Origin of the sequence: Rhizobium sp. OAE497, from assembly GCF_040546565.1 — a bacterium.
In the GTDB taxonomy this organism is placed as follows: Bacteria; Pseudomonadota; Alphaproteobacteria; order Rhizobiales; family Rhizobiaceae; genus Rhizobium.
In genome coordinates this window covers 516,908-533,552 of the sequence record NZ_JBEPOA010000003.1, presented here as the reverse complement: position 1 = coordinate 533,552, position 16,645 = coordinate 516,908, and the positions used below count along the sequence as shown (strand labels likewise).

Below are 16,645 nucleotides of genomic sequence, written 5' to 3'. Positions count from 1 at the left end.
ACTTGACGCAGCGGCCGGAGCTAGCCTCGGGAGTTTTCTCAAATCGCGCTTGCGAGCTTCGCCTGCTGCTTGAAGAGACAGGGGGAGCTAAATCGCGGGACCGCGCCGACGAGGCCGATCGTGAACTCACCGCCCGGCATCGCTCGCGAAGTTTCATTCAACTGCAGACGCAAAGCGCCACCGTCGTCGGCTCTTGAGATAGACCCGCTTATGCGATCGCGCACAGAGAATGCTGGCGACAGAGCGATGGGCAAGGTTTTGCCGGAGTGGCCGGAACCTTCTTCGCGTCTGATCCTTGTTCAGCAATCACTCTGACACCGCGGGGATCTTCCATGGCCGACGACAGCAAACGGACCGACAGGTGGTGGGAACGCTCGACAATCTACCAGATTTATCCACGCAGCTTTGCCGATAGTAATGGTGACGGCGTCGGCGACCTCGGCGGCATCATCTCAAAGCTCGAATATCTCAAGACACTGGGTATCGAGATCATATGGCTTTCCCCGATCTACACGTCGCCGATGGACGACAACGGCTATGACATCTCCAACTACACCGACATCGCCCCGGAATATGGCACGCTCGCAGATTTCGACCGGCTCGTCAGTGAGGCGCGGCGCCGCGGCATCGGTATTGTACTGGATCTGGTCGTCAACCACACCTCTGATGAACACCCATGGTTTGTTGAAGCGAGAAAATCGGTCGATAATCGCTTCCGTGATTTCTACATCTGGAGAAAGCCCCGGCCGGATGGCAGCGCTCCGAATTCCCTAACCTCGTCTTTCGGCGGCCCCGCCTGGACACTCGATCCCGCAACCGGCGAATACTATCTTCATCTCTTCTCACGGCGGCAGCCCGACCTGAACTGGGAAAATCCGCAAGTCCGTAACGAGATCTACAAGATGATGAACTGGTGGCTTGACCGCGGCATTGCGGGCTTCCGCATGGACGTCATCGATTATATCGGCAAGCAGGTGGATCGCGAAGTCGTCACAGACGGACCGCATTTGCACACCTATCTGCAGGAAATGCGCCGCCAGACCTTTGCGGAGCGCGATATATTGACTGTGGGCGAAGCATGGAGCGCGACACCCGGCTCCGCACTTCTTTACTCCGGCCGGGACCGCAATGAACTTTCGATGGTTTTCCAGTTCGAGCATGTGACGCAGCAATGGGATGAGGTCTACGGCAAGTGGCGCTCGCGGCCGTTTGATCTGATCAGGCTGAAATCCGTTCTCAACAAATGGCAATATGCGCTGGCCGACGACGGTTGGAATTCCCTTTTCTGGGGCAATCACGACCTGCCGCGGGCTGTGTCGAAATATGGAGACGTCAAAGGCTATCCCGTCGAATCGGCCAAGATGCTGGCGACGGTTCTGCATCTGATGAAAGGAACGCCCTTTGTCTATCAGGGCGAGGAAATCGGCATGACCAACGTGCCGTTTTCGAAGATCGAACAGTATCGGGACATCGAAACCCTCAACATGCACCGTCTGCACCTGGAAGCCGGCCTTTCGCCCGAAGACTTCATCAAGGGTGCCAACGAAAATGGCCGGGACAATGCCCGCACGCCGATGCAGTGGACGCCTGAGGCCAATGCCGGCTTCACCACTGGTATCCCTTGGATTGAAATTAATCAGAACTACACGGTGATCAACGCGGAACAGGCTATTTCTGATGAACACTCCATCTGGAACCACTATCGGAAGCTGATCGCGCTTAGGAAAAACCATCCCGTCATCGTACACGGGCGCTACCAGTCCTACTTGGACCACCAACCTGATGTATTCGTCTATTCGCGCAGGCTCGGAGACGAGTTCATGGTGGTGGTCGCCAGTTTTTCCGCCCGAATTATAACCGTCGAACTGCCGGACGAGCTGCTCGTGTCCGGTCAATGCCTGATCAGCAATTATGCGCCCGTCACACGTTTAGCCGGTGTCGTCGAACTCCAGCCATATGAGGCCTTTGCCATTCTTGCCATGCGAACCTAGGCGAATGGAACAATGACCGGGCTACATGGTTACGACCAACGCCCGCGCATGGCTGTCTGATGCTCGTGGTCCATTGTTGGAGGGTGAAACATGAGCGCCAATCAAGTCGTCTTGGCAGGTAACGAAAAGATCGGTGAAAACCGACGATATCCGATCGGCGCTGAACCGATCGGCGCGTGCGTGTCCTTTCGCGTGTGGGCACCGGCACAGGACAGCATGACAATTGTGCTTGACGAGGGACAGATGTTCGACATGCGTCGTCAGCATGACGGTTACTTTCAAATCGAAGTCGATAACCTCAGGCCGGGCGCCCTTTACCGATTCAAGCTGGGAAGCTGTGAGAAACTTGCCCCAGATCCGGCGTCGCGGTTTCAACCCGACGGGCCCACCGGTCCATCGATGGTCGTCGATCCGGGAGACTTTGACTGGCATGATCACGATTGGAAGGGCCTCAGCCCGGGCGGTCAGGTGCTCTATGAAATGCATATTGGAACGTTCACGGCTGAGGGAAGCTATCGGGCAGCGGCCGAGAAGCTTCCCTTCCTCAAAGAACTCGGCATCACCTGCCTAGAACTGATGCCGGTCAATGAATTTTGCGGATCGTTCGGATGGGGCTATGACGGCGTTCTGGCCTATGCCCCGACACGCCTATACGGATCGCCCGATGACTTGCGCTTCTTCGTCGAGACGGCCCACAAACACGGAATGGGGGTTATTCTGGATGTCGTCTATAACCATTTTGGTGCCGGCGACCGTTTTGGGGATTTTTCGCCGGACTACTTCACGGATCGCTACGCCAACGAGTGGGGCAGCTCGATCAATTTCGACGGTCCCAACAGTGCCGGTGCGCGCGAATATTTCGCGAAAAATGCTGCCTATTGGATCGATGAATTTCATTTCGATGGTTTGCGATTGGATGCGACACAGGCGCTCTTCGATGAAGGCGACGAGCATATATTGGAGGTGATTGCCCGGGAGGCGCGCCGAGCCGGCGAAGGCAAGTCGATATACCTCGTGGCGGAGAACGAGCCTCAGCAGACCCGTCTGGTGCGCAGCCTGGAACAGGGCGGTTACGGTCTCGATGCGCTCTGGAATGACGATTTCCACCACTCCGCGACCGTCGTGCTGACCGGACGCAATGAAGCCTATTACCACGACCATCAGGGCTGCGCACAAGAATTCGTTTCTGCTGCGAAGTACGGCTATCTCTTCCAGGGTCAACGATATGATTGGCAGGACGCGCCACGAGGGCAGCCAGGCTTCGACCTGCGCCCGAGCGCTTTTGTCCATTTTCTGCAAAACCACGACCAGATCGCCAATTCCGGCGTGGGCCTCCGTATGGACAAGCTTGCGTCACCCGCAAGGGTCCGCGCGATGACGGCGCTGCTCCTTTTGGGTCCGCAGACGCCGATGCTGTTTCAGGGCCAGGAGTTCGGCTCCTCAAGTCCGTTCTTTTACTTCGCCGACCAGTCGGGCGAACTCGCGAACCTTGTGCGCAACGGGCGGATCGACTTCCTCAAACAGTTTCCGAGCTTGCAGGACGATAGCTTCGTCGAATGGATGCCCGATCCGGCTCAACCGAGCACATTTGACCGCTCGAAACTCAACTGGTCGGAGGTCGACGCCAACGGGCATGTCATAGCGTTGCACAGGGATCTCATTGCTCTGCGTCAGCAGACGCCAGCTATAGCCGGCAACGGCGACGTCGATGGAAGCGTTCTTGCTCAGTCGGCTTTCCTGTTGCGGTTTTTTTCCCCGGACCCGTTGGACGAGAGACTGCTGATCGTTAACTTGGGCCAGGATCTCCCAGTCATGAGCCGTGCAGATCCGCTTTTGGCGGCGCCTTCGGGAACACGATGGTCAGTGGAGTGGGCGAGCGAAGAGTTTGTCTACGGCGGATCCGGCAGAAGGCCGATCGACCTGCTTCATCGCTGGACCTTATGCGCAGACAGCGCCGTTTTGTTTCGCCCTGTCGCGGCGGCGCCACGATAAGACAGCCGACCGTACTATTAGCCGAGAGGCATACCTCTCGCCTGAGGGAGCCCGCGAAAACCGAATGTGCGGGCGCCCCTCCTCACCCTGTGCCTGAAGTCTCGGCTGACGGCCCTACTTCGCCTCTGTCTCCACTCCATCGTCAGCGCGGGCAAGCTCCGAAAGGGGTGGAAAAAACCAGCCGGAACAGGGGAAGTTTGCACAACTCGCTTGCCACTATTACCGCCCGGGGTCTTTTGCGAAAGTGCAATGTGCTCCGCATAATCCCCCATCTGCTGTTCTCAGCCCACGCCTGCACGACAGCTGGATTTCCATCCTGCGCCGCCTAGATTATTCTACTGTTAACCATCTGAAGAAATGACATTATTTTCCGTGCCGGAAGCAATATCGGCCTTTTCTTCCGCTGCCCGTACAGCCTACGTAGCCACTATGTCCGGGCCTTGGAAGTCGATCGCTGGAGAGTACTGTGCATGGCATGCGGCGCACGTGGCCAACCAGTCTGGCACCTGGCAAACATACCCGTTGGCGACGGATTTATCAAGCCGAAGGCCTCTAACAGAGGGCCAATGTCCGCAATTTCCGATCCACGCGTTGCCAAGGATAGCCCCCGACCCAATGGCGTCAGCAGGATTGAGGTGCCGGTCGCGAAAGATGGGCGACGTCTTCAAACGGCACGCAAAGCGACTATGGCGACCTCCCCGCAGGCGTCTGCCATGAAGACCCGGCGAGGAATGGGTTCGAGATCCCGGGCAGAGTCCTAGCCCGAATTGGCTTTGCGCGCAGATCAACAGGGGGAAACAACAAGGCCGGTGCCGGGTGGCGTTGCGATCAAGAAGGCAGATATCGGTGTCATCGACGAACCAAGCCGGAGTCCTTCCAAGAAGAAAATCGAGCGTCCGCCAGATGTTTCCCGCGGGCAACCCTGTGAGGCAGCGTCGGCAGGAAGTTAAGTGACCTCGGAATTGTCAGTGACAAGCGGTATGTCCCTGGCATTCGAACCGACCGGGCAGGGATAAGGGCGAAGGGGCGGCCTGCCGGGCTCCAGGAGATGGAGGTGGGATGGTTCGGAGCAGCATGAATTAAGCCGCAGAGCACGATCCCCTGCCGAGGCACCCCTTTAGGGGCCGCGGCGGGACGTTGCGCGCGGGACCCTGCCTCAGCCCCCGCGCTGCACGCCGTGATCGCATCACGGATGCCAAACAATGGAGGTGCGCCGCAGGATCTCTTATCGCGGCTTATTCCAAGGCCGGACGCCCCCGCGCAGGAAATCCCCTCCCCTGAATGTTCATCCAGCGCAGCTTGTCAACCCCGAACGGGCATTGGCATCCGCCGGAAGGCTCTGGATCTGCCAATCCAGCTGCGAGCATCGGACGGGTCTGATGCGAACCGATCCTCGCGTCGATGCCAGGGGAGCCCCCTCGCCGGTCTCACGCGCCCTCTGTTTTCCGGCGCGACGCAGGAAAGTCGCAAAAGCTGCGTCGCGATCGTCAACGGCCTCTGGCGACGCGACTGAGACAGGAAGAAGCTTCGGCGCGCATGGCGATCGCAACTGGACCCTGACAAGCGCCGGCGCGGAAGAGATCGTATCCTGAGTGGCGCCGGTGTGCACGGCCTATTGTGGGTGTCGCATCGGCAAGATGAGCGCAATCACTGGGGCACTGGAGTTGTCCGCGGACAACTGTTGTGCTGCTTTTACATCTTGGCGGGTGGACATCGGCGCTGACAGTCCACTAGCGCTCGGAAGGGTGGGAACGGGCGAGCCATCTTCCCGACAAGTCGGCTTCGCAAGGTTCTGGGACCGTTTCGAGCGTGACCTTCTTACAGTAAGCTCCGAGCGCTAGCCGAGGTTTGCCACAGGGGCGGGTTGGCCGGCTGGTAGAAAACAGGCCGCGCAATCACCTATCCGCCTCGATACAAAACTCCCAACGCGAACCGACGTCTCATTAAGGTCGCGCGTTCGCAATCGCCTGACGCTGGGATGCGTCGCTCCCAATCCCTTGCTGGCGATTGACACGGACCGCTGCTGCATCCAGCGCGTGATGGAGATCGTTGGCGCGGCTTATCTTCACCATCTTTAGGTGGCTACCCCACGCAAGGCGCCGCCACCAACCATTGTCATACTGTCTCACTGGAAGCCCTTCTGGGACGGATCTCAAATTGGACTGCGCACCACAATCCGGAACATTGACGGAGCGGCGAGAGCGGTGCCCGTTTGAAGCTGTAAGGCTCCAGGTTCGAATGATGCGATGTGCTGTCGCCGCCTATCAATTTCGTGGGACAAGGCCGCGGGTGAGAGCCGCACCGCCGCGCCGACGTCGCGACGCACAGCACTCAGCGCCACACATCGGCCACGACAGGACCAACCCAATGCAGTTGAAAAGTTCCTGCCGACCGCCGGGCAGAACTGACTACAAGCTCAGCGGCAAAATCGTTGATCCTGACTGGCATGCTCGCCATGCCTGGCACCAGCGTTCGCCGCCCGTGTGGGACCGGCCCTTTCCGCAGGGCGAACTGGACAGGAGTCTCGCGGCCCACCGCAACATTGATGAACGGGGTGCATCGCCGCTGGCGCCGGCTGGAACGGACCTGTCGCAGAGTTTCCGCTTCACGGGGGCCGCGGACAACCCGCCGAGTTGTCCGCGGACAACTCGCAAATCAGGGCGTGGCGAACACCGTTTCTTGGCCCGAAAGGCCCATCAAATCGGCTCTCCACAGGTCATGGTTAAGCGTTTGTAAATTGGTAACGAATCGGAGCATACTCTAACTGCGCAGTTTTCCACCCTATTCGAACATTTGCGCAGTTGATTGGAAAAACACTATGCAGCCGAGTCTCGCCCTCCAGGATGATCAAGAGCACCTCCCCTCGCTTCTGGCAACAGATGCGCAGGAACTCTCATACCAGCTTCAGCAGCACCAGGCGAAGATCTTTTCGCCGCTGGCACGCAAGACCCTGCGGACCTTCTCGCCGGCCGAAGCGGCAAGCTTCATCGGCATCGGCGAGGGCTACCTGCGCCAGATTGCAGCCGAGGGCCACGGCCCCGATCCCCTGGCCAATGGCCGCCGCCTCTACAGCGCCGAGGACATGGATCGTATTCGCCATGCGCTCGACCAGCGCAACGGCAACACCAAATATATCCCCGCCCGCAAGGCCTCCGAGAAACTTCAGGTGGTCTCGGTCATGAACTTCAAGGGCGGATCGGGCAAGACAACCACCGCCGCGCATCTGGCGCAATATCTGGCACTACGAGGTTACCGTGTTCTGGCGATCGACCTCGACCCGCAAGCGTCGATGTCGGCGCTGTTTGGTCATCAGCCCGAGTTGGACGTCGGCGAGGGGGAAACCCTCCACGGCGCTATCCGCTACGAGGATCCACGGCCAATCGCCGAAATCGTGCGCGCGACCTATACGCCGAACCTGCATCTAATTCCGGGCAATCTCGAACTGATGGAATTCGAGCACGAGACGCCGCGCGCCATGGCATCGGGCAACGCCGAGACGATGTTCTTTGCCCGTATCGGCGAAGCACTGACGGACATTGAAAGCCACTATGATCTGGTGATTATCGATTGCCCGCCGCAACTCGGATTTTTGACGATGTCTGCCCTTTGCGCGGCGACATCGGTATTGATCACCGTTCACCCCCAGATGCTCGACGTCATGTCGATGTCGCAGTTCCTGACGATGACCAGCGAGCTGATGTCCGTGGTCGAAAGGGCAGGTGGCCGCACAAGCTACGACTGGATGCGGTATCTCGTGACCCGCTTCGAGCCCAATGATGGACCGCAGAGCCAGATGACCGGTTTCATGCGCGCGATCTTCGGCAATCGCATGCTTCACAATGCGATGCTCAAATCGACGGCTGTCTCCGATGCCGGCGTAACGAAGCAGACACTCTATGAGGTGGACCGCGCGCAATTTACCCGCGGGACCTACGATCGTGCACTGGATTCCCTCAATCTCGTCAACAGCGAAATCGAGGCCCACATCCGGTCGACCTGGGGAAGGAGGTAAGTGAATGTCGAGAAAGAACCTGCTTGAGATTTCGAGCCCGAACGGGGAACGCCCCGAACCGGCACCTCATCGTGACAGCCGGCCATTGGCCGGCCTTGCTCCGACGGTCCGCTCAGGCTCACCTGTCGGGGGCATTACCAAGACCCTCGGAAACATAACCGAGAAGATGGAGCGCGCCACCGACCTTGAAAGGCAGCTGGCACAGGGACAGACAATCGTCGAGATCGATCCGGCTCTCGTTGACGCCTCATTCGTTGCCGACCGCCTTGAAATCGATCCCGTTGAACTTGCACAACTCGTCGAGCAGATTCGCGAACACGGGCAGCAGGTTCCGGTTCTGCTCAGGCCGCATCCCGAGGCCAAATCGAGATACCAGGTCGCCTATGGTCATCGTCGTTTGGCGGCAACGCGGATGCTCGGTATCAAGGTCCGTGCCGTTATTCGCGAACTGACCGACGAACAGCTGGTGGTCAGCCAAGGCCAGGAAAACAGCGCCCGCACCAACCTGTCATTCATCGAGCGGGCATTGTTTGCTGCACGCCTGGAGGAACGCGGCTTCGGTCGCGACGTGATCATGGCGTCTCTCGGCGTCGACAAGGCTGCGCTGTCCAAGATGATGTCGGTCATTTCGCAGGTTCCGATGGCCGTCCTTACGGCAATCGGCGCTGCTCCAGATGTCGGCCGGCGACGCTGGGCAGAGCTGGCAGAAAGACTGATCCCAAGCATTTGCGAGACCATTGCGACGGAGTTGTCCGCGGACAACTGGCGTGCCTTGAGCAGTCCGGAACGGTTCCAGAGAGCTCTCGAAATTGCACAAAACAAGGAGCAGCGTACTGTTTCGGCCGCTTCCAAGGCAGAAATTCCAGGCCTGCCCGTCACCCTGAAGACGTCAGCAAAGAGTGCCACCTTTGTCTTCAACAACAAGGCCGCACCTGGATTCGACCGATTTGTGCAGGAGAGGCTTTCGCAGCTCTTCGCCGAATACCAACAGCAACAAGGAGCGTAACGCGCAAAAGAAAAAGGCCCCCAAACGTCGCCGTCGTGGAAGCCCTTCTCGATCCTAAGCAAATCAAGAATCGCATTTCCCCGAATCACAGTCAAGAGTCTTGGCGCCATTTTGGTGAGCGGATTTCTTTTGCCTCAACGTAGGTGAAAGAAAAATGGATACGACATATGTGACGACGCCTGTTGGGCGGCGACAGATGACGCTTGCCATGATGTTGGCACAGCACAAGGCCGGTACCTTGCAAAAGGACCACCGGCGCAACAAGTGGAAGCTCTTCAGATCGGTCTGCGAGGCGCGCCGTGATCTCTGCGTGAGCGACCGGGCGCTGACGGTTCTTGATGCCTTGCTGACGTTTCTGCCTGATGATGAGCTGTCCGGCAGTGCCTCCCTCGTTGTGTTTCCCTCAAATGTACAGCTCTCTATCCGGGCCCGGGGCATGACGCCAGCGACCCTACGCCGGCATCTGGCCATGCTCGTTGACGCCGGACTGATTGCCCGCAAGGACAGCCCCAATGGAAAGCGCTATGCGCGGCGGGGAAAGGGTGGGGAAATCGATGAGGCCTTCGGGTTCAACCTGGCCCCGCTGCTTGCCCGCGCCGATGAGATCGAAGCTGTCGCCGAACGTCTGCGCCTCGAGCGGGAACACCTGCGCCTTGCCAAGGAACGTCTTTCGATCTGCCGCCGTGATATCGGCAAACTGATTGCTGCAGCTACGCTTGAGGAAGTCCCCGGTGACTGGACATCGCTTTTTGGGGCGTTCCGCCGCGTTGTCGATGAATTGCCTCGCCAGGCCACTCTCCTGGAGGTCGAGGCTGCATTGCGTCAGCTCGAAGATATTCGCTCCGGTGTCGTCAACCAATTGGAAAATCATGTAAAAGCACAAAATACAGGCGCCAATGAATCGCAGAGTGAGCGCCACATACAGGATTCAGATCCAGAATCCCTTTTTGAAATTGAAGCCGCAAATCACCACGGAGAAATCCAGCAGTCAGGTCCGGAGACCTTCGTCACTCAGACGGGGGGCGGAGATGCGGCGTCAGCCATCAATCTCGGCGCTGTCTTGAAGGCATGCCCGCAAGTGAACTCCTATGGCCCGAACGGAGCCGTCCGAAACTGGCAGGATCTCGCTGCTGCAACAGAGGTCGTGCGCACCATGCTTGGCATCAGTCGTTCGGCCTATCATGATGCGGTCCTCGCTATGGGTGCCGAAGGGGCGGCAATCGTTACGGCGTGCATTCTTGAAGGCGCAGAGCGGATAAACTCGCCGGGTGGATACCTGCGCAGCCTCACCCTTCGAGCGCGGCATCGCTCCTTCCAGCCGGGCCCCATGCTCCAGGCACTGTTGCGAGGTAGCCGTCAGAACAGTTGAAAGTCGCAATGCAGACCGTGGGGCCCGATGGTGAAAGCCCACGCAAACTAAAAAGCAGTCCTATACCTTGAGGAAGGGATGACGGAAACTAAGTGCCATTTCACTTCTCCGCACGCCAAGATATGTTTTGTTTTCAGAGGGCTATCCCTACGATACAGATATTTCTGGAGGGTTCCTCAACCTGAAAACCAACGCGCTGCTTCCACCCCGGCGATAGGGCACGTTTGCTGGACACAAACGGGAACTTTAATCGACGTCGTTTCTGGGCGGTAATGAGGACGACCATGGAAAAGACATCGAGAGGCCGCGCCCAGGTAGCCGCCGGACAGGATCACGAAGTCCACTACAACGCGAAGAAAGAAGGTTTTTAAAAGACGCCGTAAAGCTCGGCAATTCCCGCAAAAAGTGGATCCAACTCGGCAAGTAGGGAAACTCAGTACGCAATCGGACTGATCGATTCGCTCGTTGACCAAGACGCCGGGGTCGTACCGCCGGACCGAAGCGAGACTTCCTCGGACGCAATCCGTTCGAACGAGCCGGGAAGCTTCAAGCCGGGCGAACTCGCTTCCGAAAACAAGTGATCTTGTCCGGCAACTGGAAGCCACGATGATCGATCCTTGTCCTACGCACACTACCGGTTATGGTCGATCTTCGTCATATTGCTCTGCCCCCGCGATCGGAGCTAGCCAGGGTTCCCGGCGTTTTACCCAAAGTTCGTACGCAGGCCTTAGCGGCGTCGGCGCGTCGGACAAAATGCCGAGCTTGATCTCGGCCTCCTGTTCGTTGGCCGAGAACAGCCGCGACCCGCATTTTGGGCAAAATGATCGACCGCGAAACTCACGTGTTTCGCCTTTCAATTCGAACCTGCTCGCGGTTCACACGCCGAAGAACATGAACGCCGATCCGCTTTCTTGACGACAGTCAGTGCAATGACAGACGCCGGTGCGCAGGGGTTCGCCGCGCACCGCAACCTTCACATCGCCACAAGAGCAGGAACCAACCAGCGTTCTCATGCCGACTTCTCCGCTGCATCATCGACGACGTCGGTCTCCGGACGGTCTCCGCCAGATGCATGCTCGGTCTGCCAGCGTCCGTCCGCAAGCTGATATGAAATCTCGGCGTCGCGGCCTTCCAGGTGCTGTCGCTCTGCAGCAGATCTTGCCGCGGCAAGCGCCTCATCATGGTCGGCAAAGGACTCGGACCACACCTCGCCTAGTCGATACGCGAAACCTCCGTCGTGCTCTGCGACATGATAGGTGATCTTGGTCATGTGTCATCCTTTTGAGACTATCAAAGAAAGCGCTCGGTTCGCTCAGCATAAAGAGCGTAGTCAGATGGGCGTCCTTGATCGGCGCTATCAAGGCTGCGGTGGCAGTTGCCAGGTCTTCGACGCTGTAATTCTTCCCAAGGCAGCGTCGAAGGCGTCCACCAAGTCGTTCTTCTGCACCTTGCGGGATAGGGGCGCATCTGATTCACTCTGTGCTCCATATGCGAGAAACGCGGCCGATAACCTCCAGTTCCGCTTTAGCCCCATATCGGCGATGAGCCTAATGCGAGCCCTCGTCCGTTTTATCCTCCAAGGTCCTCCTCAGCGGCGTCTAAAGTGGCTCGGGGTCTGGTCGAGCACGACAGTGGACGGACGTCAAGACAGCGCCTCCTCGGGCAGTCCCTCGACGAGGAAGGCCCTTCGCAGGTTCTCTCGTCGCGAGTATGGCTGGCCGCCATTCATGTCCCGCATCCTATGTCGGGTGGCACTGCCAATGGATGATCCAATTTAGCGCGGGTGAAAACACTGGCGCTAATTTTTCGTCTTGATGGAACCCGACAAGGCCCACACTCGTTTGTGCCGTGAACGTCATCGCTTTAACCCAGCACGCACGTTCAAGGCTGACTGCAATTAGCCAAAAAGGCCACCGTCGCATCGCCCGCCACGGTGGCTTTTTTATACGTGAGGACTGCCCGGCGAGGGTCAGGTTAAACGAGCACCCCCACGCGTAACGGGGCTGCAATCGCCACGTCGCAAACTTAGGTGAGGTCATCGCCGGACCGCAGGGAGAAAACGATGACGTCTTCGTAAATGATGCCTGGGCCGCCATTACCCGCGTGCAAGTTAGCCAAGCCGGAACAGTGCTGCTGCCGGGAGGTCATGAGAAAAGAGAAAAGCGGGCAGATGTCATGCTGATCGAGCAGCACGACAAGAGTTTATCATCGGCGCGGCGAGAAACGATAGCGAACGCGTCGCAAGCGCGATGCCATCGATTTCTGTGGAACGATATAAGAACATCAGCAACAAGCTGGTGCTAAACAAGACTTTTTCAAAATACGTGCGAACAGCCGGTGCACGAACCGTAAATATCCACAGAACACGCACCGTGCACTGCGTTTGAAAAGTAATATGATATCTCAGATCATCTGTCCGCGGGTGTGTCCTAGCATCACCTTCAATTCGTCGGCGAGTGTATCCGGGTTATTCCCGAATTCGTCGCGGACGATAGGGAAGACATTGCCTGCGTCTTAAGTAGAAGCGCGCCTGGAGGCGGGCCTCTTACGACCGATCTGACGTCCAAGGTGGTGCCACATTGTTCCCGGATGCCATGGCCCGCTTTTAGCACTTTTTGAGGCGGCCTATTGCAATTGCCGCAAGGCAGCCGTGCTCTACCTGTTCAAGCTGAACAAATGCATGCGTTGGAATTCAGTCCTCCGCATGGCCTCTGCCACGACGTAGTCGGGCCGTCAGCAGCCCGCCGGCCTTTGACCTCGGGGCAGGACGGAGGTTCGGTAAGCAAGGAGGAGAGCGCGATGGGCGATCACTCGGACCGCAATGACCGCCAGCGGGCGCTTGCCGACTTCGGAGACTTTGTGCTCGATCACGACGATCTCGACGAGATTTTGACCGAAGGATGCAGGCTCGTCGCCGCGACGCTTGGAGCAGATCTCGCAAAAATTATGGAGATCGAGCGAGGAAGCAACACCGCGATCGTGCGTGCCGGCGTCGGGTGGCACGACGGCGTCATTGGGGCACGGGTAAACCTTAACGATCGGTCCTCGGAGGCCTACGCCATCGAGAAATCTGAACCGGTGATCACCAACGACATCTCTGACGAAGGTCGCTTCGTATTCCCGAGATTTCTGCGTGATCACGGGGTCGTGGCGCTGGTCAACGTTCCGATTCTCCTCCCCGGCCGCAAGCCTTTCGGCATCCTGCAGGTGGACGCCCGCCATCCCCGCAGCTTCGATAGAGCCGACATCGAGTTCCTGAAGACATATGCGATGGTGCTCGGACCGGTGATCGATCGTCTCAAGACCGTGGCAGAGCTCAGGGCCACCGACAAGCGTCTTCGCCTGGTTGTGGACAACGCACGTGCATACGTCCTGATTGTTAGCGACGCCGATGACAAGATTACCGACTGGCTGGGTGGATCCGAGCAAATTCTTGGTTGGACAGCCGCGGAAGCCGTGGGGCAGGGTGCCGACATGATCTTCACGGAGGACGACCGGGCCAACGGGGTTCCCGAACGCGAACTCGCCAATGCACGCGAATGCGGGCACTCCGCCGACATCCGCTGGCATGTTCGCAAGGACGGCTCGAAAGTCTTTCTGGATGGCCAGACCATCGCTCTTCGCGACGCGAGTGATACGCTTAAGGGCTACTACAAGATCGGTCAGGATCAGACAGAGCGAAAGCGCAATGAAGATCAACAGGCGTTCCTCCTGGAGCTGTCGGATTCGCTCCGGTCGCTTTCAACGGTCGAGGAAATCGCGCTTGAAGCCGCGCAGCGCCTAGGCCCTGTCTTGAACGCGCATCGCGTTATCTACGGTGCCATCAACGATAGCGAAATGAACGTCTCGGCCGAATATACTGCCGGTGTGCGATCGCTCCTCGGCCGTCACCACCTGACTTCTTTGGGCGCGGAATTCCTTGGCCGATACAAGGCGGGTAACCTTGTGACGTCCAATGACGTCGCCGCGGAAGCCGGTATCAACGCTGCGGGCAAGGAAAGCCTCCTGAACAGACAGGTCGCGGCGTTCGCCGATCTCGTCATTTTCGACGATGGTTCGATCGTGAACGTTCTCGGTGTGCAGAGCGCATCGCCGAGAACTTGGAGTAGTCTTGATCAATTCATCATCCGCGAGGTCGGCGAACGCCTCCGCGTCGCCATAGATCGGGCGAGGGCGGAAGGCGGACGTCGGGAAAGCGAGGCTCGTCTGCGTCAGTTCGGTGAAGCGTCGTCGGACGTCATATGGATACGCGACGCCGAGACCCTGCAATGGGAGTATCTAAGCCCGGCTTTCGAGACGGTGTACGGCATTGCCGTCGAAAAGGCGCTCACAGCCGACAACATCGACACCTGGCGTGAGATGATTGTTGAGAGCGACCGCGAACGCGTCATCGATCATCTCGATCGGGTTCGCGCAGGCGATGAACGAAGCGTCGACTTCAGAATCCGAAGACCGGACGGCGAAATACGCTGGCTGCGCGACGCCAGCTTTCCGATCCGAAGTTCGGACGGGCGAGTGCAGAGGATTGGCGGTATCCGGCGTGACGTCACCCAATCCAAGCTTGCCGAAGAGCGGCTCGTCCAAAGCGAGGAGAGGCTCAGCAGCGCTGTCGAGGTCGGAAAGCTCGGCCTCTGGGACTGGGACGTCCGAACCGGTGCCATTCACTGGTCGGACGAGCACTTCCGCATGGAAGGATACGAGGTAGGCGAAATCACGCCCAGCTACGATGCATGGGTGTCGCGCATACATCCGGATGACACGTCTGCGGCGGAGGAGGCCGTCCGAAGGTCGATGGAGGGCCGGGAGGAATTCGCTCACGAGTTTCGAACCGTTCATCCTGACGGCTCCGTCCACTGGCTGTCCGGACGCGGAAAGTTCTTCTACGACGACGCCCGCCGGCCGCTGCGCATGGTCGGCGCAATGGTCGAGACCACTGAGCGACGCGCCTGGGAGGAACGCCAGAAGGTGCTTGTCGCCGAACTGCAGCACCGGACGCGAAATCTCATCGCCGTCGTCCGCTCGGTGGCGGATAATACAGCCCGATCCAGCATCGATCTGGCTGACTTCCGTGTCCGCTATCGCGACCGTCTTGACGCCTTGGCGCGCGTGCAAGGTCTTCTATCCCGGCTGAAGGACGACGTCGATCGCGTCACGTTCGATGATCTGATCCATATGGAACTTTCGGCAGTCGGTGCAAGTTCCGAGCGCACAACCGTAGAAGGGCCAGCTGGAGTAAGGCTTCGATCCTCGACGGTTCAGACGCTCGCCATGGCCATCCACGAGCTGGCCACCAATGCGGTCAAGTATGGTGCTCTCGGGCGGCCCAGCGGGAGATTGTCAGTCACGTGGTCGCTCGATCCCGACGAAGATGATGGAAGGCGGTGGCTCCACATCAACTGGGCGGAGAGCGGTGTAGACATGTCTGCGGCAGGCAGCGTGCCGCGGGGGACAGGTCAAGGCCGTGAATTGATCGAAAAGGCGCTGCCCTATCAACTTGGTGCGCGGACGGCCTACAGCCTCGGCGCCGGTGGTATCCGCTGCACCATATCAATTCCGGTGTCCAACCGCTTGGAGGATCCGCATGATTGATCTTGGCGTGCCAACCAGCCGGATTCTCGTCGTTGAGGACGAGTACATGCTTGCCACCGAAATGAGCAGCGAGCTTTCGGCCGCGGGTGCAGTCGTCGTTGGGCCTGTTGCGACCGTCGATCAAGCAACCGCTCTGATCCAGGAGAGTGGCGCTATCGATGGAGCAATCCTGGACGTCAATCTTGGTGGCGAGCTGGTGTACCCCGTCGCGGATCTGCTCGCGCGGAGCGGAATTCCGTTCGTCTTTGTCACCGGATACGAGACGTCCGCGCTCCCGCAAGAGTATGCCGCCGTGCCGTGTATCATGAAGCCGGTAAACATGGCAGAAGCGATCCGTGCCCTGGGGCGGGCAGGAGCCTGATGATCGCAAAGAAGCAGGGTCTAAACTTGCCTTCCACCTTTATATTCAAGCCACCGCTCCTGCAAGATCATCGCTATGTTCATGCCTGGAACCGTCGTTAGGAGTGCCTGAGGCGGTCCGGTGCCTGTGCCCTGAAAGTCGTGGGCGATGATGAAACCTCGCACGAACTCCGGATTTATTCGGTGTCGATTCGGCGAAATCGACCTTTCGCCATCAAAACCATTTCGCGTCCGTGATGACCATTTGGATTCCACAGTCCCGGTCCGTCTGTTTCCTGACAAGATTGACGGAGCTGGCCTGGTAGTGGCGTTTTACGGCGTCGACA

General features: G+C 58.6%; 8 protein-coding genes and 1 pseudogene. 7 read left to right on the top strand and 2 right to left on the bottom strand.

The genetic code is table 11. The annotated features are described in order from the left end of the window. The first annotated feature begins 332 nt into the window (after nt 1–332). From ABIE40_RS29140 to repC, 5 genes are all read left to right on the top strand, one after another. The gene (locus ABIE40_RS29140; protein ID WP_199628454.1) at nt 333–1,991 is read left to right on the top strand and encodes an alpha-glucosidase; all 1,659 of its coding nucleotides are present in this window, start codon (nt 333–335) and stop codon (nt 1,989–1,991) included. A gap of 90 nt (nt 1,992–2,081) precedes the next feature. Further along, on the top strand, nt 2,082–3,983 hold the full coding sequence (gene treZ / locus ABIE40_RS29135) for a malto-oligosyltrehalose trehalohydrolase (protein WP_199628455.1): 1,902 nt from the start codon (nt 2,082–2,084) through the stop codon (nt 3,981–3,983). A gap of 2,818 nt (nt 3,984–6,801) precedes the next feature. Further along, nucleotides 6,802–7,995, top strand: coding sequence for a plasmid partitioning protein RepA (gene repA, locus ABIE40_RS29130; RefSeq protein WP_112717235.1), 1,194 nt, complete (start codon nt 6,802–6,804; stop codon nt 7,993–7,995). A gap of 4 nt (nt 7,996–7,999) precedes the next feature. Continuing rightward, complete coding sequence (gene repB, locus ABIE40_RS29125; RefSeq protein ID WP_199628456.1) at nt 8,000–9,001, top strand: plasmid partitioning protein RepB; 1,002 nt, start codon at nt 8,000–8,002, stop codon at nt 8,999–9,001. 154 nt (nt 9,002–9,155) lie between these two features. Next, entirely contained in the window at nt 9,156–10,370 is a 1,215-nt protein-coding gene (repC, locus tag ABIE40_RS29120) for a plasmid replication protein RepC (protein WP_199628457.1), read from the top strand. Nucleotides 10,371–11,008: 638 nt separating this feature from the next. On the opposite strand, the pseudogene ABIE40_RS29110 reads toward repC, so the two are convergent. Continuing rightward, a pseudogene (locus ABIE40_RS29110) lies at nt 11,009–11,383 on the bottom strand (GFA family protein). Beyond that, nucleotides 11,380–11,640: a DUF2188 domain-containing protein gene (locus ABIE40_RS29105; RefSeq protein WP_148194934.1), complete on the bottom strand. Its 261-nt coding sequence runs from the start codon at nt 11,638–11,640 to the stop codon at nt 11,380–11,382. Before ABIE40_RS29105 ends, ABIE40_RS29110 begins: the two are co-directional and overlap by 4 nt. 1,529 nt (nt 11,641–13,169) lie before the next feature. On the opposite strand from ABIE40_RS29105, the gene ABIE40_RS29100 reads away from it, so the two are divergent. Together ABIE40_RS29100 and ABIE40_RS29095 are read left to right on the top strand one after the other, a co-directional pair. Then, nucleotides 13,170–15,959: a PAS domain-containing protein gene (locus ABIE40_RS29100; protein WP_199628458.1), complete on the top strand. Its 2,790-nt coding sequence runs from the start codon at nt 13,170–13,172 to the stop codon at nt 15,957–15,959. Next, nucleotides 15,952–16,320, top strand: coding sequence for a response regulator (locus ABIE40_RS29095; protein WP_148194932.1), 369 nt, complete (start codon nt 15,952–15,954; stop codon nt 16,318–16,320). The genes ABIE40_RS29100 and ABIE40_RS29095 overlap by 8 nt, the downstream gene beginning before the upstream one ends. Nucleotides 16,321–16,645 lie beyond the last annotated feature (325 nt).